A 20,426-nucleotide genomic window follows, 5' to 3' on the forward strand; every position below is an offset into this window, starting at 1 on the left:
CGGAAAGGAAAGATTATGATTAATGAGGAAAAAGTCATCATGATGACGAAGCTGGCCTCTTATGAATCCGGCGAAGGAAAAAAAGATATCAGCATTCTGAACTATTTTCGGAACGATTATATAGGATTTCAACTATTAAAGTCAGTCATTTCGGCAACCATTTCCTTTTTGGCGATATTTGCAGTTTATGCTTTTTATAACTTTGAAAACATCATGCAGGATATTTACAAGCTGGATCTGCTGGCTTTTGGAAAGAGTATTATTATACTGTATCTGTGTGTAACTGCGGCTTATGGAGTGATCTCTTATGTGGTGTATGCAAACAGATACAACAAAGCGCAAAAGCATTTGCGGACATATTATGCCAATTTGAAAAGGCTGGCCAGTATGTATGAACGATAAGATATGAGGATGACAGAATGACAACTTTACTTGTTGCGAAGCAGTATATCAAACATTTTATTTCCAAGTATGAAGTATATCTAAAACCCCTGTTAAAACTGATATTAGCTCTTACATCGCTGATGCTGATCAACGGAAAGATTGGATATATGCATCGGCTTGACAGTATTTCCATAGTGCTGATCGCAGCACTGATGTGTTCCTTTATGCCAATGAATTTTATTGTTGTTGTGGCAGCGGTGTTTACAGTATTACATATGTATGCACTGTCACTGGAATGTGCGGTTGTGACACTGGTGCTGCTGCTGGTGCTGTTTTTATTGTATTTCAGATTTTCACCGAAGGATACGATCGTGGTACTGCTTACTCCGATGAGCTTTATTTTAGGAATCCCTTATGTAATGCCGCTGGCAATGGGACTTCTTGGAAGTCCGGCCTCCGCAGTATCGGTAGGCTGCGGTGTGATCGTAACTTTCTTTATCCGGAATATAGCAGATGGATCTTCCACATTCTCAGCAATGGAGGCGGAGGATATGGCATCCAGGTTCCGCTATATTATTGACGGATTTATCAGTAATAAGGGGATGATCCTTACGATTGTGGCCTTTACGGCAACGATCATCATTGTATATCTGATCCGCAGACTTTCTGTAGATTATGCATGGACAATCGCTATTATTGCCGGTGCGCTGGCAGATGTCATGATCCTTCTGGTAGGGGATCTGATCTTTGATACCAATGTTTCCATTCTGGGACTGATTATTGGTACGGTTGTTTCAGGGCTTCTGGCGAAGGTGATCGAATTTTTTGCTTTTCATGTAGACTACAGCAGGACAGAAAAGGTGCAGTTTGAGGATGATGAATATTATTACTATGTGAAAGCAGTACCCAAGATCACGGTTTCTGCACCATCCCGCACCGTGAAAAAGATCAATACCGCCCGAAGAAGACCAGCTTCCACACAGGGACGGAGATAACGGAAAACGTTTGTGAAACGGGGAACATAAATGTCTCAGCTAAATGATTTTATAGCAACATATATAGCGAGGATGCCAAGCATCAGGTGGGTAGATATTGTGGAGATCCTGCTGATTGCATTCCTGATGTACCATATTCTGGTGTGGGTAAAGAATACCAGGGCATGGTCACTTCTTAAGGGAATTATTGTGATCGCAGTTTTTATCCTGATAGCTGCCTATTTTCAGATGAATACAATTCTGTGGATCGTGCAGAATGCTTTTGGAGTAGCGGTAACGGCGGTAGTAGTTATCCTCCAGCCTGAACTGCGAAAGGCACTGGAGGAGCTTGGGCAGAAAAATATTATCAGCTCCATTATTCCCTTTGAAACCTACAGAACATCAGAAGAAGGAAGATTTTCGGATAAGACCATCAATGAGATTACTAAGGCCTGTGTGGAAATGGGAAAGGTGAAAACAGGTGCACTGATCGTAATTGAGCAGAACCAGTCACTCAGTGAATACGAAAGAACCGGTATTGATGTAGATGGTATCGTTACCAGCCAGCTTCTGATTAATATTTTTGAAAAGAATACACCTCTTCATGATGGGGCGGTTATTATAAGAGGAAACAGGATTACCTCGGCAACCTGTTATCTGCCTCTCTCTGATAATATGGCACTGAGCAAGGATCTGGGGACCAGACATAGGGCTGGTGTCGGGATTTCAGAAGCGACAGATTCCATGACAGTGATCGTATCAGAGGAAACTGGTAAGATCAGTGTAGCTTATAAGGGAGAGCTGGAAAGGAGCCTGGATGGTGACAGGCTTAAGGAAAGACTGAAGTCGATACAGAATAAGCCGGAGGAAGAGCCAAAGAAGCGTATTCTGTGGAAAGGACGGTCAAAGAGTGAAAAATAAGCTTACGGCAAATCTGGGTCTGAAAATTATATCACTGTTTTTTTCCTTTATGCTCTGGCTTGTTGTAAATAACATGAATGATCCGACCATTGACCGCTCATTCAGCAACATCCCGGTGAAGCTGTTAAATACAGAGCTGATCACAGATTCCGGTCAGGTGTATGAGGTGCTGGATGATACGGCAGTAATTGACAGAGTTACGATATGGGCACCGAGGTCGGTTTTCAGTTCACTGACAGCCAGTAATATCATAGCAACAGCGGATGTCAGCGAGCTCAGTAGTCTTGATACGATCAGTATTAAGCTGACAACGAATTTAAGCTCAGGTGATATTGAAAAAATCAAGGCAAGCAATGATACAGTAAAGCTGCATATTGAAAACAAGAAGACGAAAACGCTGGCTCTGGGAGTGACTACTTCAGGAATGACAGAATCAGGATATATGATAGGTGAAATTTCCACAGATCAGAATCTGGTAAGGATTTCGGGACCAGAATCTGTAATCAGTAAAGTCAGCCGGGCAGTTGTAGATGTGCCAGTAACGGGATTTACCAGTGATATCAGTGATAATGCAGAGATCAGGCTGTATGATGCAGATGACAATCTGATCCAGGACAGCAGGATTGTCCAGAATATCAAGACAGTTGGTATCAGAGTGACCATTTATAAGACAACAGAGGTGCCTATCATATTTAATTATGTGGGTAAGCCGGCTGACGGTTATGAAGTAAATGGTGATGCAAAGGGAAGCATAAGCAGTGTGAAGCTGGCGGGAAAAGAGAGCATTCTGAAGAATGTTACGGCCATAGAGATCCCGGCTGAGGAGATTGATATATCTGATCAGAGAGAGGATTATATGGTTACCATTAATCTGGAGGATTATCTGCCTACAGGAACGTTCCTGGCAGATACATCTGATAAGAATGTGGAAGTAACCATAAAGATAGATCCGCAGATCACCAAAGAGCTGGTGATCTCTGGCGACCGGGTGGAAGTAACTGGTATTCCGGACGGATACAGAGCTACGATTTCAGAACTGGACAGCAGTATTACAATCCAGGTAAAAGGGCTTTCTGAGGATGTGGCAGGCTTGCGGGCATCAGAGATCCGGGGAACTGTGGATGTAACGAAATGGATGGAAAGCGAAGGAATGACAGAGCCGATAGCGGGTTATTATCAGGTAGAAGTTGATTTTGGCCTGCCTGGAAGTGCTGTTGTGGAAGATCCGTTAATAGTGACAATGCATTTATCAAAGGTGGAGGAATAAAAATGGGAAGATTATTTGGAACAGACGGTGTGCGTGGTGTGGCAAATGATGAGCTGACACCGCTTCTTGCCATGCAGCTTGGCCAGGCAGGTGCCTATGTACTAACGAAGGAAAACGAGCATAAACCAACAATTATGGTAGGATGTGATACACGTATTTCTGGTGATATGCTGGCAAATGCCCTGATGGCAGGCATATGCTCGGTAGGAGCAAACGCTGTTTATGTTGGTGTGATCCCAACACCGGCGGTAGCTTATCTTACAAGAAAGTATAAGGTAGATGCAGGTGTTGTCATTTCAGCATCCCACAACCCGGTTGAGTTTAACGGGATTAAATTTTTTGATGGAAATGGGTATAAGCTTCCGGACGCACTGGAAGATGAAATTGAAGTACTGATCAAAAATAATATGAATGGAATCAAATTCCCGATTGGCGCTAACGTAGGAAAAATCAAGTACCGTACGGATGCCAGAGAGGAGTATATCAATCATTCCATTCAGTCTGTTAATGTGGATCTTACGGGATTAAAGATCGTGGTAGACTGCGCAGAGGGTGCATCCTATTATACGTCAGTAGAAGCATTAAAAGAGCTTGGTGGTAATGTAGTTGCCATTCATAATATGCCGGATGGCACAAATATCAATGCCAACTGTGGTTCTACACATATGGAAGAGATCAGGGCAAGAGTAGTCTATGAAAAAGCGGATGTAGGTCTTGCCTTTGACGGTGATGCAGACAGATTAATGGCGGTTGATGAGCTTGGTAATGTAGTTGATGGTGACCAGATCATGGCTATTGTAGGTAATCACATGAAGAGTAAGGGAGAACTTACCGGAGATGTGATCGTGGCAACGGTAATGAGCAATCTAGGATTTTTCCTGATGGCTGAAAGGAATGGAATCCAGGTGGATCAGACCAAGGTGGGAGACCGTTATGTTTTGGAGCACATGAAGGAGATAGGTGCAAGCCTTGGAGGAGAGCAGTCAGGACATATTATTTTCCTGAAGGAGAATACAACCGGGGACGGACTTTTAAGTGCACTGCATCTGCTGCAGGTTATGGTGGAAACAGGAAAGCCGCTTTCAGAGCTGGCGTCTGTCATGGAGGTGCTGCCACAGGCACTCGTGAATGCAAAGGTGCCAAATCACAAGAAAGAAAAATATATGGAATATCCTGAGATTGCAGGAGCCATTGAAAAACTGACAGAGAAATTTGCCGGAGAGGGAAGGGTGCTGATCAGACCGTCCGGAACAGAGCCTCTTGTGCGCGTTATGATAGAGGGCAAGGATCAGCAGATGATTGAAAAGGATGCCAGGGAGCTGGCAGATCTGATTCAGAACATTATGTTGTAGTTATAGCAAAGAATGATATGGGATGTTAGGAGGATGTTGTTATGGTAAGCCAGAAGGTGACTATCAAAAATCCCACCGGGCTGCATTTAAGACCGGCAGGTATTTTATGCAAGGAAGCGATGCAGTTCAAATCCTTGATCACGTTTACATTCAGAGGGAATACAGCAAATGCCAAAAGTGTACTCAGTGTACTTGGTGCCTGTGTGAAAAGTGGGGATGTGATTGAGGTGATCTGCGATGGTGAGGATGAAGAGATAGCCTTGAAGACATTAGTAGATGCGATTGAGGGTGGACTTGGTGAATAGCAAATAAAAAAGAGAACAGCAGCGCTGTTCTCTTTTTTTAATCCTAATTGGATTCGATTGACTTATCATCTACGTTAAAGGTGTCACCGTCTTCAACAATACATACCATGGTCTTGCCGGTGTTGAGCTTGATCTCATTTCCATTATCATCATAGTATCTGGTAGCACCGTAGTCAGATGTCTTTTCCCAGGTTACGTGGATTCCTTTTCCATTTGTAAAGAACCAGCCATCTCTTGTAGTATCATGACACTGGAAGGAAAGGTAGCCCTTCTGGTCTCTTACCTCAAAGTAGGTATTCTGGATCAGGACATTCTTGAATGCAAGCTGCTTATTGTTAGCCAGATCAATATGCGGACCGTCACTGTCACCGGAAAGGTGCTGATATCTGTCATACAGACCGGTTTCTTCGTTATAAATGAAGTAGCAGTTTGTCACAGGGTATGCAGGTGAAAGATCGATCTTGGAAGCGTTGATCGCGTCACTGTACTGCTCCAGCGTATTCGGTTCAGAGCTGCCTGCAAACTGATAATGGGTTGCATCGGAATATCCATCTCTGTATGTCAGAGGATAGCCGTAGTGGTTTATGGCATCCTGAATCAGAGATCCACTTGTAAAGGCGTTGTCTGTAGAATTCTTGGCTGTGTCTCTGAAGGAGGCTTTGCCATAATCAATGCAGTTAATATTCTGGGTATCGGAGCGGCCGACAAGATCATCTATGTAGAAAGGTCCGCCGTAATGGATATAAATAGCATCCCATTCGAACGCCCAGTATAAATAATAATCACGGCAGCTTCTGATATTACCGACCTTTTCAAGGTTCTTCCAGTCTTCAAACACAGCCATAAGACGTGTCATGCTTCCTTCTACATTACATTCATAAAGAATGGATGCATCTGAAATACTGTACTGGCTTGCTGTTTTGGAGTTGGGGATCATGATAGCAACAGGACGTGTATTTGCAACATCCTCGTCAACCCATTCATTTGTCAGACGGCTTCTGACCATACCCTCTGCGGGAGGCGTATCGAGATCTTCTTCTGTCTCAGCCTCTTCAGAGGAACTGTCTTCTTCCTTTTCCGGCTGTTGTTCAACAATAGGCTGAACAATAGGCTGTACTGCAGTTTCTTCTGACTTGCCACAGCCGAATAATAAAAGAGATGAAGACAAGGCTACAAGAAAGAGCACTTGTAATCTTTTCATCTTTTAAATCTCCTCACTTTCTTCTTGGTAGCAGCATATGCGATTATGCCACATAACCGTTATTATAACACAGAAGAAAATGACCGTCACTAGAAAATGTGTAATTTGTTATACAAAAATATTAAAAAATTGTTACAACGAAGGAAGGCTTGTATTAATACGTAAATAAGGGTAAAATAGAAACAACTGAGCTTATAGCTTTTGAAGGAAAGGATATATGGGATGGAGAAAATAATTGTTACAGGCTGTAACGGACAGCTGGGAAGAGCAATTAATCAGGAGCTTGCAGGAAATACAGAGATCAGTATTGTAAATACAGATGTGGCAGAGCTGGATATTACGAGTGTGGATGAGGTACTTGCACTGGTCAGGGAGGTTAAGCCTTATGCGATAATCAACTGCGCAGCCCACACGGCTGTAGATGCCTGTGAAACAGATCTGGATAATGCCTACAGGATCAACGCCATTGGTCCGAGAAATTTAGGTATTGCAGCGACAGAAACAGGTGCAAAGCTGATCCATGTTTCCACAGACTATGTTTTTGATGGAAAGGGTACAAGACCTTACGTAGAGTTTGATACGCCAAATCCCCAGGGGGCTTATGGAAAGACAAAGCTGGCAGGAGAAAACATGGTAAAGGATTTTGCGGACAGATACATGATCTTCCGTACTGCATGGCTGTATGGAGATGGCAGAAATTTTGTAAAGACTATGCTGAGGCTTGCTGAAAATGGGGACAAGGTCAGAGTGGTAGAGGATCAGGTAGGAAGCCCTACCAGTGCCAGAGAGCTGGCAAGAGCTATTACTTCACAGCTTTTTACCGATAATTACGGACTGTTCCATGCAACCTGCGAAGGAAACTGCAGCTGGGCAGATTTTGCAAGGGAAATTTTCCGCCTGGCAGGCAGGGATACCTATGTGGAGGGAATCACATCAGCGGAATTTGCTGCAAAGGCACCCAGACCAGCGTATTCTATTTTGGAGAATTATATGCTGAAGCTGACCGGTGGTTATCAGTTTGCAGACTGGCATGACGCACTTGATTATTATATGAAGGCACAGTAACCAAAGAAGGAAAAAGGAATGACATTTTTAGCAGATTTATTTCATAATACGATCTTTCTTTCAGCAGTAACCGGCTGGCTGGTGGCGCAGGTGATGAAGACAGTGATCCACCTGATCCTGACCAAGGAGTTTGTAGCTGAAAGAATGGTAGGCAGTGGAGGCATGCCAAGTTCTCATTCTGCGACGGTATGTGGTCTGGCTACCGCTGCAGGGATCACTTATGGAGGCGGCAGCTTTGAATTTGCCATTTCCGTGATCCTCGCAATCATCGTTATGTATGATGCCATGGGTGTGCGCAGGGAAACGGGGATCCAGGCGAAAGTTTTAAACGAAATGCTGGAGGCTTTCAGTACCATGGGCAAAAAAATGAGCCCGGAAGAGAAGCTGAAGGAATTTGTGGGACATACACCTCTGCAGGTACTTGCCGGGGCAATTCTCGGTATTGTGATTGCAGTGGTCATCTGTTACTTATAAAGGATAAAGAACAAAGAATAAGGAGATCAGAATGCAGAATCAGAACATAGCATTAATTACAGGTATTACAGGACAGGACGGCTCTTATCTTGCGGAGTTCCTGCTGGAGAAGGGATATGAGGTACATGGCCTTGTGAGGAGACACAGTATCAGCAACACGGCACGTATCGATCACATCCTTCAGTCAGAATATAATAAGGTAAAGTTTTTCCTTCATTATGCAGATACTACAGATTCCAGTAATCTGATGAGACTGGTAGCAGAGATCAGACCGACTGAGGTTTACAATCTGGCAGCACAGTCCCATGTAGGTGTTTCCTTTGAAGTACCTGAATATACAGCAGAGGCAACCGGTGTCAGTACACTGAAGCTTCTTGAGGCACTTCGTGTTAACGGCGGAAACTGCCGTTATTATCAGGCATCTACCTCAGAGCTTTTTGGCGGACTTCCGGAGACAGCACCTCAGAGTGAGAAGACTCCTTTTTATCCCAAGAGTCCTTACGGTGTGGCAAAGTTATATTCCTACTGGATCACTGTAAACTACAGAGAGTCCTATAACATGTTTGCATGTAATGGTATTCTCTTTAATCATGAATCGCCCAGAAGAGGTGAGAATTTTGTTACCAGGAAGATCACACTGGCGATTGCAAACATCATTGCAGGAAAGCAGGATAAGCTTTCTCTTGGAAATATGAATGCCAAGAGAGACTGGGGATTTGCCGGAGATTATGTAAAGGGTATGTGGCTGATGCTGCAGCAGGATAAGGCAGATGATTATGTACTTGCAACCAATGAGACACATACAGTACGTGAGTTTGTAGAAGCATCCTTCGCTGAGCTTGGCATTTCCATAAGATGGGAAGGAACCGGTGTCAATGAGAAGGGCTATGATGCAGAGACAGGCAGACTGTTAGTAGATGTAAATCCTGAGTTTTATCGTCCGGCAGAGGTTGAATTCCTCTGGGGCAATGCAGAGAAAGCACAGAAAGCTCTTGGCTGGGAGAGAGATGTGGATTTCAGGGGGCTTGTAAGCATGATGATGGATGCTGACCTGCGTGCGATCGCAGGAATGAGCTGCGGGGAATACAAAGAGAGCAAAAAAGGCTGAGAAAAGAGCGGCCGGCAAGAGGCTTTTTATAGATGGTATCAGTAATTCTTATATGGATTTATATGACGGTTACCTGCTATATTACAGGTTATCTGTGCCTAACAGGAATCTGCAGGAAGGGAAACTATCAGATCAGGAAAGAGAGCAGTTATCTTTTCACAGGAATTGTCCTGATGACGGTATATGCAGAGATATTCAGCCTATTTGGAGGTGTTTCGTTTTTTGCCAATGCGTTGCTTCTGGTGATCTGCCTGATATGTTTTTTGGTCAAAAAGGAGGAACTGGCAGGACATTTTAGGCATATACGGCTTACGGTAACACCACAGAGAGTAATACTGATCCTGGTTCTGTTTTTCCTATTTGCATATGGGACGGCGAGCGGACTGGAACATTATGATACAGGACTGTATCATGCGCAGAGCATCCGGTGGATAGAGGAGTATGGTATTGTTCCAGGACTTGGAAATCTTCATTCAAGACTGGCCTATAACAGCGCAGCCTTTAGCTTATCTGCATTGTACAGCATGGCTTTTCTGACAGGAAGATCCTTTCACTGCTGTACAGGGTATTTTGCATTTTTGCTGGCTGTATGCTGTACAGACGCATGCTGCAGGGAAAGAGAAAAAAAGCTGCTGTTATCGGATCTGATCCGCGTGATGGCGGTATACTACCTGTTGAATATTTTTGATGAAATGATATCCCCGGCATCGGATTATTTTATGGTGCTTACAGTATTCTGGCTGGTGATCCGCTGGCTGGAGCTGCTCGAAAGAAAAGAGGAATCTACAGTACCTTACAGCCTGCTGTGTATCCTTGGTGTATATGTGTGTACCATCAAGTTTTCGGGAGCACTGATCGTATTGCTCACGATCTGGCCGGCAGTAAAACTGATCCAGGGGAAAAGGGTGCAGGAGATCCTCCGTTATATTGTATGTGGACTGATCGTGCTTGTACCGTTCCTGATCCGGAATGTGATCTTATCGGGGTGGCTGCTTTATCCATTTACAGCCATAGATCTTTTTGACCTGCCCTTTAAGATCCCAAAGGGAGTGGCGGAATATGATTCCCGGGAGATCCAGGTGTATGGGAGAGGCTACAGTGATGTGGAACGGTTTGGGGAATCTGTTGTAAAATGGTTCCCGGACTGGTTCAGAAACCTGGATATGATAAATCAGGTATTCCTTCTGGCGGCACTGGCAGGGCTTCTGATTCTGGGAATGCTTGTCATATGGAACATATTCAGAAGAAAAAAAGAAGCTTATGGTGTACTTTTTCTTACGTGTATACTGGGGTGCTGTTTCCTGTTCTGGCTTCTGAGTGCACCGCTGATCCGATATGGATGTGTATTTCTGTGGGTTTATCCGACACTTCTGTATGGATATCTGTACCAGGAGATCAGTCCAAGGTGTGACAGATATAAGCTGGCAGTGATAGCACTTGGGCTGTTTGGGATATACAAGGGAGCCATGTTTGGCAGGGAGCTGATCCGGGATGCAGATCATGCCGGGCAGTATTTACTGGTACAGCAGGATTACGAAATCTTTGAAACTACGTCCTATGACCTTCATGGTTATACATTTTATTATCCAAAGGAAGGTGACAGGACAGGATATATTGATTTTCCGGCATCGCCGGTAAAGGCTGAGGATATCTTCATAGGTGATACGATAGAGGACGGTTTTCACGATGTGATCCATACAAAGTGAAAACGGAGTCTTAAAAGATAAGAATTGCAAAATGCAGGAAAAGAGGAAAAAGCTATGTTAAACAAAAACGACAAAATATATGTGGCAGGACACAGAGGCCTTGTAGGAAGTGCTATTGTGAGAAATCTGAAATCCAAAGGCTATGAAAATGTCATTGGAAGAACCCATAAGGAACTGGATCTGACCAATCAGGCTGCTGTCAGAGATTTTTTTGAAACAGAAAAGCCGGATGTAGTAGTACTTGCTGCTGCAAAGGTTGGTGGTATCAATGCCAATAATACAACCCCTGCAGAATTCGCCTATGAGAATATGCAGATCCAGTGTAATGTGATCGAATGCTGTCACAGATATCATGTAAAGAAGCTGCTGTTCCTTGGAAGTACCTGTATCTATCCCAGAATGGCACCTCAGCCGATTCCGGAGGATGCGCTGCTGACAGGACCTCTTGAGACAACAAATGAAGCTTATGCCATTGCCAAGATCTCCGGTCTTGAAATGTGCAAGTTTTATAAGAGACAGTATGGGGATGATTTTATCAGCTGTATGCCGACGAATCTTTACGGACCTCATGACAACTATGATCTGTCCGGTTCCCATGTAATGCCGGCAATGATCCGTAAGTTCCATGAAGCCAAGGTAAATGATGCACCTTCCGTAGAACTCTGGGGAACCGGTACACCGCTTCGTGAATTCCTTTATGTGGATGATATGGCAGATGCATGTGTGTTCCTGCTTGAGAATTACAGCGGTGAGCAGCATGTAAATATCGGAACCGGAAAAGAAGTAACGATCAGACAGCTTGCGGAAACTGTAAAGGAAGTAGTTGGGTATCAGGGAGACATCATATGGAATAAGGACATGCCAGATGGTACACCAAGAAAGCTGACCGACGTAACGAAGCTGCATGGACTTGGATGGACACATAAGGTAGAACTGAAAGAGGGCGTGGAGCTGGCTTATCAGTGGTTCAAGGATAATGTGGAAAATGCAAGGATGTAATTTTAAAATGCAGAGGAAATAAGGATCAGGAACCTGTGTACACTGGAAATTTCAGCGGCGCAGGTTCCTTTTTGGTTACCATGTATATGAGGAAAAGATCCGGTGGGTCTTTTTGAGTTCCGGGGATGGGAAGGTTACAGATGATAAAGGTATTGATCGTTGATGATGAACGACTGGTGGTTGAGAATATTACAGAGTCAATCCAATGGGAAAGCATGGGATTTGTATTAAGCAGGCCCGCATATAACGGTAAAAGTGCAATACGTATTTTTGAAGAGGAGAGGCCGGATCTGGTGATCACGGATATCAAAATGCCAGGTATGGATGGACTGGAATTAAGCCGGGAACTGTTAAAACGGAAGGCTGATATCCAGATCATACTGCTTACAGCTTATAAGGATTTTGAATATGCTAAAAAGGCGATTGAATTAGGTGTATCCAGGTATATTGTCAAAAATGATATCCAGCCGGATTCCATGAGAGAACTTTTAATGGAGGTCAGGGAAGATATCAGGGATCACAAGACAAATGATCGTATTCTCAGGAGAGAAAAGTGTAAAAATCTACTGGAAAAAGGGGCAGCTGACTCTGAACTCCAGAAGGAACTGATGATGTCATCTATGAGAATTGCACAGTATATGATAATACTTCCATATGGTTATTTTGATGACCTGTTACGGCAGACGGAAGAACTTTCAGAGGATACAAGGGTACTGGATTCTCTGATACAGGAATATGATGGAATCTGCGGTTTTTTATTCGATTTCAATGTGTATTTCTTATGGAAGAGGTACCGGAGGAAATAACCGGGGAGATGCAGATCAGACAGTATATGTATGAAAAAGCCGGAGAATTTCAGGGCAAATTGAGGGAGGATGGAGAAGACAGTGGTCTGATCATTATGGGATACAGAAAACAGAAAGAGAAAGGCTGTATGGAGCTGTATCAGAGGCTGAAGAAAATGTCAGAATACTTCCGGTTTATGCAGGAAGGGAAAATATACATGGAATCGGATCTGCAGGAAAAGGTGAGCCCAGGTGTGACAGAGAAGGAATGGGATATGGAGGTACTGAATGATAATTTCAGGAATCACCAAGCTGAAAAAATCACAGAGGATATAGGACAGATGTACCAGACGGTCAGAGAACCTGTATGGGATAAAAATGGTCTGATAACATTAACAGAAAAACTGAGGAATCACTTGAACGATCTGTGCAGGAGATCGCCTGGTGTCCGGTTTGAGATGCTTCTGCAGCAGGAAGCCGGGAGAAGTATATTTTTAGACGAAATCCGTGACAGAATGACAGAAATATACAGAAAAGCGAACCGGATGGTGCAGAATGGAAAAGAAGCACAGTACAGTATCTATATACGAAAATGTATACAGTATATAGAGGAACATTATAGTGAGGAAATAAACATTGAAACGGTTGCCGGGACACTGGATATCAGTGGAGTATATCTGAGCCAGTTATGCAGAAAGGAATTATCGCAGAGTTTTCTGGAACTGCTGACAGGTACCAGGATCAAAATGGCAAAGAAATTGCTGCAGCAAATGCCTCAGATGAAAATGTATGAAATAGCAGAAGCAGTTGGATACCGTTCCAGCCAGTATTTTGCAAGTGTTTTTAAAAAAGCAGAAGGAATGACGCCATGGGAATATCGTAGCAGGAACAGTTGATGAGGAATGCAGATGAAAAAAGCGAAAAAGAGCATGAAAAGAAAAATGCTGGTGCCGATCTGTGGGATCCTGATAGGGGTACTCGTACTGACTGGAATTATAACGTACAGGTATTTCTGGGATGTATTGAAGGAGAAAGGAATCAGTGATGACCAGAAAAATCTGGAGCAGGCAGGACAGCAGATCAATTATGTAGGAGAGGAACTGGAGTATTTTACAAGAATGCTGCTGATGGACGAGGAGATCCAACAGTATATTACGACGCAGTATTACGAGGATGCGTTTGATGAAGTTTTTACTGTGCTGCAGATCCGGGAGCGACTGATCTGGTACACCTTTATGAGAGAAGATGTGAAGGATATCCTGCTTAACATGCCGGAAAAGGATGTCATCTGGAGTCTGGAAAAGGACAAGGATCGTTCAGCGATGGAGGTGCAAACTGAGTGGTACAGGGAATTTAAAGAAGAAAAACAGTCCGGTTTTTCAAAATCTCATAAGAATGCACTTAATGAAGGAAATGAGTATATCAGTTATGTATATCCTTTCGTCAGCTATTATATGCCAAAACGGCCACTTGGTGATCTGATCGTGGACTTAGACAGAAAATCCTTTGATGATATCCTGAATCTGACAGCAAAGGAGTATGATGCGTTTTACTGGATCCTGGACGATAAGGATATTTTATACAAGCAGGACGAAACAGGAAAAAAAGTAAATATTTCTGATGTTGTAACAAAGGAAAACGAAAAAAGTAAATGTTATGTATTAAATGAAAAGGATGGTTACTGGATCATATACCAGATTCCAAAGTACGGATGGAAGCTGGTAGCTTTTACTGGAAATGAGCGGATTAGTGACAGACTTGATTATTTGAAAAGCTTTTTTCTGGCATCTATTTTTCTTGGGGTTTTACTGGTACTGATCGTTATGGTTCCCATGATTTCCAAAATTGCAAAACCGATCCAGGATTTATCCGAAGAAATGAATAAAGTTTCCAAAGGAGATTTTCAGGCACATTTTCAGGCAGATAACTATATGGAACTGACTGTTATGAGCAATAGCTTTAATTACATGGTCAGTGAATTAAATGCTTATATAAAGCGGATCGAAAGAACAGAAGCAGCCAGGTTTGAGATGGAGGAGAAACTGCTTCTTTCACAGGTAAATCCCCACTTTATCTATAATGTACTGAATACGGTGATTTTCCTGGCCAGAAAGGGGAAAAATCAGGAGGTGGTAGAAGTAACTGACTCATTTATACATCTTCTGCGTGATGCAGTACGGCCTGGAAAAGCAGATATGTTTGCAACGATCAGTCAGGAAATTGACATACTGGAACATTATCTCAAAATACAGGAATACCGGTATCAGGATGCATATCAGGTGATCCTGGATGTGGAGGAAGAGACTCTGCAGGCGACGGTTCCAAGGACGATACTCCAGCCTCTGGTGGAAAATGCGATCATACATGGTATTTTGTCAGATGAAAAGGAAACAGGTATTGTCAGGGTGTGTATAAAAGACTGTCAGGATCACATTCTGATGGAGGTGGAAGATAATGGAACAGGAATGGAAGAGAAGCGGATGCAGGCATTTCAGATGGGTGTGAAAATGGACGGTGGAGATTCTAAAATGAAAAGTATTGGAATTCCCAATATTCTGTCACGGCTTCGTTATCTTTATGGTGACAGGACCCGCTTTATAATGAGTAAAAGTGAAATGGGCGGAGTGCTGATCCATATTGAGATACCAAAATAAAAGTTGGACAATTCTTACAAAGAAATCGTGAGAAAAAGAGAAAAAACAGGAATGTATAACAAAAAGTATTGGATTTTATACAATATTATTGTTATGCATTCTTTTTCTGATTTTACCAATTGTGTAAGATAAAGTTGTTCCGGAACACAGAAAAGAAAAGTGGAGGATATGTATATGGGAGTAAGAGGGAAAAAACTTACAGCATTATTAGGTGTAGCAGTAATGACAGCATCTTTGCTTAGTGGATGCGGTTCTGCTTCTGAAAACAGTGAAAGTACGGCAGATACGCAGACAGCGCAGGAGAACGCAGCTGCTACAGAAAACCAGGAGAACACCGGGGATACTGTGACGATATCCATGTGGGGATGGGATGAAGGAACCATCACCAATGTAGCCAAGGAATTTAATAAGGAATATCCCAACATTCAGATCGAATATATTCCGGTATCCGGGGGATCAGATTATACACAGAAGGTACAGACATCTGTAGCAAGTGGTATGGAGCTGCCGGATATTTTATGGCAGGATTACAAGCAGCGAGGTGTGCTGTATGAAATGGATATCTGGGAAGATCTTTCAGCAGATCCCTACAATTATGATACAGAAAAAATGTTCCCATACTGCGTACAGTCAACATGTACCAGAGATGGAAAGATCGTAGGTGTGGAATGGTTTATGAATGCAACAGGTTTAAGCTATAAGAAGGATCTGTGTGAAAAATGGATCGGAACTGCTGATTCTGCGGAACTGGAAAAAATGATCCAGTCATGGGATGACTTTATTGAGATTGGCAAGAAGGTCAAGGAGGACAGTAATGGAACGGTTTATATGTTCTCCAGTGCAGAAGATGCAATGGCTATGATTTCCGGTAATTTCTATGAATCAGCCCCTTCTGTAATAGATGAAAATAACAAACTGGACCTGGAAGGAACCTATGGAGAATCTCTGGCAATTTTGAAGAAGATGATCGATGCAGGTATCGTTAATAATCTGTCCCAGAATTCTGCAGCAGCCAACGCATCCTATGCAGATGAGAATAATATTTTCTATTGTGGAGCAACCTGGTCACCTCATTACAGTATTGAACCCAATGATCCAAACAGTGCTGACAGATGGGGACTCATGGTATCTCCCGGAGTAGCATTTAACCTTGGTGGTACAGCAATGGGTATTACCAATACCAGCCAGCATAAAGAAGAAGCATGGACATTTATCCACTGGCTGACCCAGACAGAAAATGGCGCCTATGCGTGCAGAGACAGCAGTTCCTATCTGACGAACCTGATGAGCATTTATGAAACAGATGATTATCTTGATTATACGATTAGCTGCTATGGAGATATCAAGGCAGGAAAGGTATGGGCTGATGATATTTCCCCGTATATTGAAGGAGCACAGGTATCCCAATATGATGCCCTTCTGGATGAGGTGGGACATGCCGTTTGCGAGGCGATGATAAAAGATCCTTCTTTGACAGTAGAAGATGCACTTGGACAGATGGAAGAGCAGATTAAGGCGAAGGCACCGGAATTATATGAATAAAAAAGAAAAGAGAAAGATGCAAATTTCTCCATACCTGTTTATAGCACCCTTCTTTCTTGTTTATATCGGATTTAACCTGTTTCCTATTCTGTATTCCTTTTACATCAGCTTTACAGATTGGGACGGAATCCATACGCCACAATTTATAGGCGTTAAGAATTATATCCGGCTGTTTACCGTAGACCCGTATTTCTGGAAATCGGTGTTAAATACATTCCTGTTTGTAGCAGTATGTGTTCCTGCACTGGTATTTGGCGGAATGCTGATGGCAGTGATGCTGAATGCAAAATGGGTAAAGGGCAAAAGGACTCTGCAATGTCTGAGTTTCCTGCCCTATCTGACCACACCTGTAGCAATAGGTCTGATCTTTGCCCTTATTTTTGACTGGCAGACAGGAATCTTAAACAGGGTGCTTCAGGCGGCAGGATGGATGGATACAGCATACGACTGGCTTGGAAGTCCGGGGACTGCAAGGGTGATCGTGATTCTGATGGTAGTATGGAAGTATCTCGGATACAATACCATGTTTTTCCTGTCGGGAATGGCGGGAATATCATCAGATATATATGAAGCAGCGGAAATTGAGGGCGCCGGTACTGTACAGATCTTCTTTAAGATCACTGTACCGCTGTTAAAAAATATTATGGTATTTGTTATGCTTACCAGTATCATAGGAGGACTGCAGCTACTGGAAGAACCGATGCAGTTGTTTTCCGGATGGGCAACTTCCTCAACACAGCTTGGAGGACCTGGATCATCTTGTCTGACAGTGATGTGGTATTTATATGATACTGCATTTGGAACAACCATGCGGCAGGGACTGGGAGCAGCGATATCGTATTCACTCTTTGTTATTATTGCTGTTTTTGCATTCTTCAGTTACCGATTATCTTACCGTGGAGAGGATGCATATGAATAAAAGCAGAAAACACAGACTGCAAAGTGTCCTGGAAACTTTCTTTGCAGCGCTGATCGTGATTATTTTAATGTTGCCATTTTATATCATGTTTATGATGGGAACTTATTCTACAGCAGAAATATTTCGGATACTCCCCTTTAAACCGGGGAGTCATCTGCTGGAAAATTTAAAGCAGCTGATGGCAAGTAATTTTCTGCAGTATTATTGGAACAGCACAAAAGTAGCTGTTTGTACAACAGTTGGGTCGGTACTGATCTCCACAATGGCTGGATTCGGATTTGCCAAGTTTCATTTTAAGGGAAAGGGATTCCTTTTTTCCATGGTGCTTGTGACGATGATGATACCAACACAGCTGGGACTCGTTGCATTTGTAAAGGAAATGAAGGTTCTGGGCTGGATCAATACGCATCTGGCTCTGATTTTTCCCAGTATGGCACATGCATTTGGTGTGTTCTGGATGACCCAGTTCATGAAAGACAATGTACCGGATGAGGTTTTGGAGAGTGCCAAAATTGATGGGTGCAATGATATAAAAGCATTCATCTTTATCGTAATACCCTTTGTAAGATCAGCAATGGTAACACTTGTTCTTCTGGTATTCATTGCGTCATGGAACAGCTTTCTTGTACCACTGATCTTATTGAATAAACAGGAAATGTATACGATCCCGCTGGGAATTACAACCCTTGGAAATTTTTTCCGGGCAGATTATGCCGTTCGTATAGCAGGACTGGCGATGGGGACGATTCCGCTGATCCTGATCTTCGCACTTGGATCCAAATACTTTATTAAAGGGCTGATGGCAGGTGCTGTGAAAGGATAGACGGATGGCAGGAAAAGGAGATGAATTATTTATGAAGACAAAAAACATAAAAGCAGATTTCTGTGTTGTGGGAGGCGGTCTGGCAGGGAGCTGCGCAGCCATTGCAGCAGCCAGAAAAGGACTTAAAACAGTTCTGATCCAGGATCGTCCAGTGCTTGGAGGAAATGCTTCCTCAGAAATCCGGATCTGGCCGATCGGAGCTGAGGGAGATGAAAATCATGAAACAGGAATTGCAGAAGAACTTCTTTTGGAAAACAGTTACAGAAATCCGAACGGAAACTGGACGATCTGGGACAGTATCATATACGGAAAAGTAAGGTTCTGTGAAAATCTGACATTACTGCTGAATTGCTCCTGCAATGGTGCAGAGATGGATGGAAAGAAGATCCGTTCTGTAAAGGCATGGCAGACGACAACAGAAACCTGGTACATAGTAGAAGCTGATTACTTTGGAGACTGTTCCGGAGATGGAATCCTGGCACCACTGACAGGGGCGGAGTACAGAGAAGGAAGAGAAGCTAAAAGTTTATATGGAGAATCATGGTGTAAAGAAGAGGCAGATAATCTGCGGATAGGACAGGGAATCATGCTGCAGGCCAGGGAAATGACTACACCTCAGCCGTTTATTGCACCGGAATGGGCATATTCCTATCCGACAGATGAAAGCTTCCCGACAGGGACATCCCATGATTTCCGTGAACAGAATTTCTGGTGGTTTGAAGTAGGTAATCTGCAGGACACGATTTCAGAGGCAGAAGACATTCACACGGAACTGCTGAAAATGGCATTTGGTATGTGGGATCATATTAAAAAGGATCCTAAGCACCATGCAGAAAACTGGGCGTTGGATTGGGTTGGATTTTTACCGGAAAAACAGGAGTCCAGGAGATATGTCGGTGATTATACGCTGAATCAGAATGATGTTGAAAACGGGGTGCGATTTGAAGATGCAGTGGCTTATGGAGGATGGCCGGTGGAAGATCACCCGGACTATCCTTATCTGGAAAAGGGACTTCCGATTGGTATGTATTCTGTAAAGCGGGAGTATCACATTCCCTTCCGTTCCTTATATTCAGCAAATATTGAAAATCTTATGTTTGCCGGAAGAGATATCAGTACCTCTCATATGGCACTGACATCCACAAGAGTGATGCTGACCTGTGCGATCTGTGGACAGGCAATTGGAACAGCAGCTTATCTCGCAGGAAAATATCATATGACACCGAGAGAACTGGGCCAGAACAGGATACAGGAGTTACAGGATATGCTGATGACAGATGATTGTTATCTGCCTGAGTTTATTGCACCTGTGTGCGAACTGACGAAAGAAGCAGCCCTGACAGCAACAGAAGGAGATGCAGAGGCACTCAGAAATGGAAAAAACAGGGTTTTGAAGGATGTGGACTACGGATGGTGCGGCAAGATAAATGATGAGATCACCTATACGTTTGAGAAGGAAGAGAATGTTCAGGAAGCCGTTTTGATCTTTGACAGCGAGTTTACAAGAAATGGTTCGTGGAAGGAACATCACCCACTGAATATGCCGAATTTCTATCCACTGGAGGGCGGTCATTATCATGTGCCAGATTGTATGGTAAAGGGGTTTGAACTGAAAGGGAAAAAGGATGGAGAATGGTATACCATTCAGAAAATACCTGAAAACTATCAGAGATTTGTAAAGATCCCGATACACGAAAAATTGCAGGCAGTGAAACTGATTCCTCAGAAAAACTGGGGTGAACAGGAAAAAGTTCATATTTTTGCGTTTGAAGTAAGATAGTGCAGAAGAAGATGGTGAAGATATTGTTATCTTCACCATTTTTAATTGCCATGCATATGAAAAACGATCCGGTGGATCCTTTTTGAATTTACAGTAAGTAAAAAGAAAAATTGCCAAATCAGCGGGGGTATTGTATAGTAAATTTATCTTATGAATGGGAAAGGAAA

Annotated in this window: 19 protein-coding genes; 18 read left to right on the forward strand and 1 reads right to left on the reverse strand. The window is 43.1% G+C overall.

Annotated features, from left to right (window positions below):
- Positions 1-15: 15 nt before the first annotated feature.
- From OCV77_RS13280 to OCV77_RS13305, 6 genes are read left to right on the forward strand one after another with little or no spacing between them, the layout of a single operon-like run.
- Entirely contained in the window at positions 16-402 is a 387-nt protein-coding gene (locus tag OCV77_RS13280) for a hypothetical protein (protein WP_118798985.1), read from the forward strand.
- Positions 403-419: 17 nt separating this feature from the next.
- Entirely contained in the window at positions 420-1,379 is a 960-nt protein-coding gene (locus OCV77_RS13285; RefSeq protein ID WP_118798984.1) for a hypothetical protein, read from the forward strand.
- A gap of 30 nt (positions 1,380-1,409) precedes the next feature.
- Positions 1,410-2,279 (forward strand): diadenylate cyclase CdaA, encoded by an 870-nt coding sequence (gene cdaA, locus OCV77_RS13290; RefSeq protein ID WP_118798983.1) that lies wholly within the window; start codon positions 1,410-1,412, stop codon positions 2,277-2,279.
- Positions 2,269-3,546, forward strand: coding sequence for a CdaR family protein (locus tag OCV77_RS13295; RefSeq protein WP_262575493.1), 1,278 nt, complete (start codon positions 2,269-2,271; stop codon positions 3,544-3,546). Before cdaA ends, OCV77_RS13295 begins: the two co-directional genes overlap by 11 nt.
- Before the next feature lie 2 nt (positions 3,547-3,548).
- Complete coding sequence (gene glmM, locus OCV77_RS13300; RefSeq protein WP_262575494.1) at positions 3,549-4,898, forward strand: phosphoglucosamine mutase; 1,350 nt, start codon at positions 3,549-3,551, stop codon at positions 4,896-4,898.
- Positions 4,899-4,939: 41 nt separating this feature from the next.
- Positions 4,940-5,203: an HPr family phosphocarrier protein gene (locus OCV77_RS13305; RefSeq protein ID WP_118798980.1), complete on the forward strand. Its 264-nt coding sequence runs from the start codon at positions 4,940-4,942 to the stop codon at positions 5,201-5,203.
- Between the two features lie 43 nt (positions 5,204-5,246).
- Here OCV77_RS13305 and OCV77_RS13310 read toward each other — a convergent pair whose 3' ends face one another.
- Complete coding sequence (locus OCV77_RS13310; protein WP_262575496.1) at positions 5,247-6,404, reverse strand: DUF3048 domain-containing protein; 1,158 nt, start codon at positions 6,402-6,404, stop codon at positions 5,247-5,249.
- Positions 6,405-6,626: 222 nt separating this feature from the next.
- Between OCV77_RS13310 and rfbD the strand changes: the two genes are divergently transcribed.
- The 12 genes from rfbD to OCV77_RS13370 all read left to right on the forward strand — a co-directional run bounded on the left by rfbD (position 6,627) and on the right by OCV77_RS13370 (position 20,259).
- Positions 6,627-7,469, forward strand: a complete 843-nt coding sequence (gene rfbD / locus OCV77_RS13315) for a dTDP-4-dehydrorhamnose reductase (protein ID WP_262575497.1) — start codon at positions 6,627-6,629, stop codon at positions 7,467-7,469.
- 18 nt (positions 7,470-7,487) lie between these two features.
- Entirely contained in the window at positions 7,488-7,943 is a 456-nt protein-coding gene (locus OCV77_RS13320; protein WP_118798977.1) for a divergent PAP2 family protein, read from the forward strand.
- Positions 7,944-7,974: 31 nt separating this feature from the next.
- Complete coding sequence (gene gmd / locus OCV77_RS13325) at positions 7,975-9,051, forward strand: GDP-mannose 4,6-dehydratase (RefSeq protein ID WP_262575499.1); 1,077 nt, start codon at positions 7,975-7,977, stop codon at positions 9,049-9,051.
- Positions 9,052-9,083: 32 nt separating this feature from the next.
- Positions 9,084-10,757: an LIC_10190 family membrane protein gene (locus OCV77_RS13330; RefSeq protein WP_262575501.1), complete on the forward strand. Its 1,674-nt coding sequence runs from the start codon at positions 9,084-9,086 to the stop codon at positions 10,755-10,757.
- Between the two features lie 54 nt (positions 10,758-10,811).
- A complete protein-coding gene (locus tag OCV77_RS13335) occupies positions 10,812-11,756 on the forward strand; it encodes a GDP-L-fucose synthase family protein (protein WP_262575502.1) in 945 nt (314 codons plus the stop codon).
- A gap of 140 nt (positions 11,757-11,896) precedes the next feature.
- Positions 11,897-12,562, forward strand: a complete 666-nt coding sequence (locus tag OCV77_RS13340; protein ID WP_262575503.1) for a response regulator — start codon at positions 11,897-11,899, stop codon at positions 12,560-12,562.
- Positions 12,538-13,437: a helix-turn-helix transcriptional regulator gene (locus OCV77_RS13345; protein ID WP_262575504.1), complete on the forward strand. Its 900-nt coding sequence runs from the start codon at positions 12,538-12,540 to the stop codon at positions 13,435-13,437. Before OCV77_RS13340 ends, OCV77_RS13345 begins: the two co-directional genes overlap by 25 nt.
- A gap of 12 nt (positions 13,438-13,449) precedes the next feature.
- Entirely contained in the window at positions 13,450-15,195 is a 1,746-nt protein-coding gene (locus tag OCV77_RS13350) for a sensor histidine kinase (RefSeq protein WP_262575506.1), read from the forward strand.
- 174 nt (positions 15,196-15,369) lie between these two features.
- A complete protein-coding gene (locus OCV77_RS13355) occupies positions 15,370-16,737 on the forward strand; it encodes an ABC transporter substrate-binding protein (protein ID WP_262575507.1) in 1,368 nt (455 codons plus the stop codon).
- On the forward strand, positions 16,730-17,656 hold the full coding sequence (locus OCV77_RS13360) for a carbohydrate ABC transporter permease (RefSeq protein WP_262575508.1): 927 nt from the start codon (positions 16,730-16,732) through the stop codon (positions 17,654-17,656). Before OCV77_RS13355 ends, OCV77_RS13360 begins: the two co-directional genes overlap by 8 nt.
- A complete protein-coding gene (locus tag OCV77_RS13365; protein WP_262575510.1) occupies positions 17,649-18,479 on the forward strand; it encodes a carbohydrate ABC transporter permease in 831 nt (276 codons plus the stop codon). Before OCV77_RS13360 ends, OCV77_RS13365 begins: the two co-directional genes overlap by 8 nt.
- A 31-nt stretch (positions 18,480-18,510) precedes the next feature.
- A complete protein-coding gene (locus OCV77_RS13370) occupies positions 18,511-20,259 on the forward strand; it encodes an FAD-dependent oxidoreductase (protein ID WP_262575511.1) in 1,749 nt (582 codons plus the stop codon).
- The last annotated feature ends 167 nt before the right edge of the window (positions 20,260-20,426 follow it).

Origin of the sequence: Suilimivivens aceti (genome assembly GCF_025567405.1) — a bacterium.
In the GTDB taxonomy this organism is placed as follows: Bacteria; Bacillota; Clostridia; order Lachnospirales; family Lachnospiraceae; genus Suilimivivens; species Suilimivivens aceti.

Bases quoted from the DNA above. Each gene is read 5' to 3' on its own strand.
- OCV77_RS13340 (WP_262575503.1), top strand. From the start codon at position 11,897: ATGATAAAGGTATTGATCGTTGATGATGAACGACTGGTGGTTGAGAAT.
- OCV77_RS13330 (WP_262575501.1), top strand. From the start codon at position 9,084: ATGGTATCAGTAATTCTTATATGGATTTATATGACGGTTACCTGCTAT.
- OCV77_RS13360 (WP_262575508.1), top strand. From the start codon at position 16,730: ATGAATAAAAAAGAAAAGAGAAAGATGCAAATTTCTCCATACCTGTTT.
- OCV77_RS13335 (WP_262575502.1), top strand. From the start codon at position 10,812: ATGTTAAACAAAAACGACAAAATATATGTGGCAGGACACAGAGGCCTT.
- glmM (WP_262575494.1), top strand. From the start codon at position 3,549: ATGGGAAGATTATTTGGAACAGACGGTGTGCGTGGTGTGGCAAATGAT.
- OCV77_RS13350 (WP_262575506.1), top strand. From the start codon at position 13,450: ATGAAAAAAGCGAAAAAGAGCATGAAAAGAAAAATGCTGGTGCCGATC.
- OCV77_RS13355 (WP_262575507.1), top strand. From the start codon at position 15,370: ATGGGAGTAAGAGGGAAAAAACTTACAGCATTATTAGGTGTAGCAGTA.
- gmd (WP_262575499.1), top strand. From the start codon at position 7,975: ATGCAGAATCAGAACATAGCATTAATTACAGGTATTACAGGACAGGAC.
- rfbD (WP_262575497.1), top strand. From the start codon at position 6,627: ATGGAGAAAATAATTGTTACAGGCTGTAACGGACAGCTGGGAAGAGCA.
- OCV77_RS13285 (WP_118798984.1), top strand. From the start codon at position 420: ATGACAACTTTACTTGTTGCGAAGCAGTATATCAAACATTTTATTTCC.
- OCV77_RS13320 (WP_118798977.1), top strand. From the start codon at position 7,488: ATGACATTTTTAGCAGATTTATTTCATAATACGATCTTTCTTTCAGCA.
- OCV77_RS13370 (WP_262575511.1), top strand. From the start codon at position 18,511: ATGAAGACAAAAAACATAAAAGCAGATTTCTGTGTTGTGGGAGGCGGT.
- OCV77_RS13345 (WP_262575504.1), top strand. From the start codon at position 12,538: ATGGAAGAGGTACCGGAGGAAATAACCGGGGAGATGCAGATCAGACAG.
- OCV77_RS13310 (WP_262575496.1), bottom strand. From the start codon at position 6,404: ATGAAAAGATTACAAGTGCTCTTTCTTGTAGCCTTGTCTTCATCTCTT.
- OCV77_RS13280 (WP_118798985.1), top strand. From the start codon at position 16: ATGATTAATGAGGAAAAAGTCATCATGATGACGAAGCTGGCCTCTTAT.
- OCV77_RS13365 (WP_262575510.1), top strand. From the start codon at position 17,649: ATGAATAAAAGCAGAAAACACAGACTGCAAAGTGTCCTGGAAACTTTC.
- OCV77_RS13305 (WP_118798980.1), top strand. From the start codon at position 4,940: ATGGTAAGCCAGAAGGTGACTATCAAAAATCCCACCGGGCTGCATTTA.
- cdaA (WP_118798983.1), top strand. From the start codon at position 1,410: ATGTCTCAGCTAAATGATTTTATAGCAACATATATAGCGAGGATGCCA.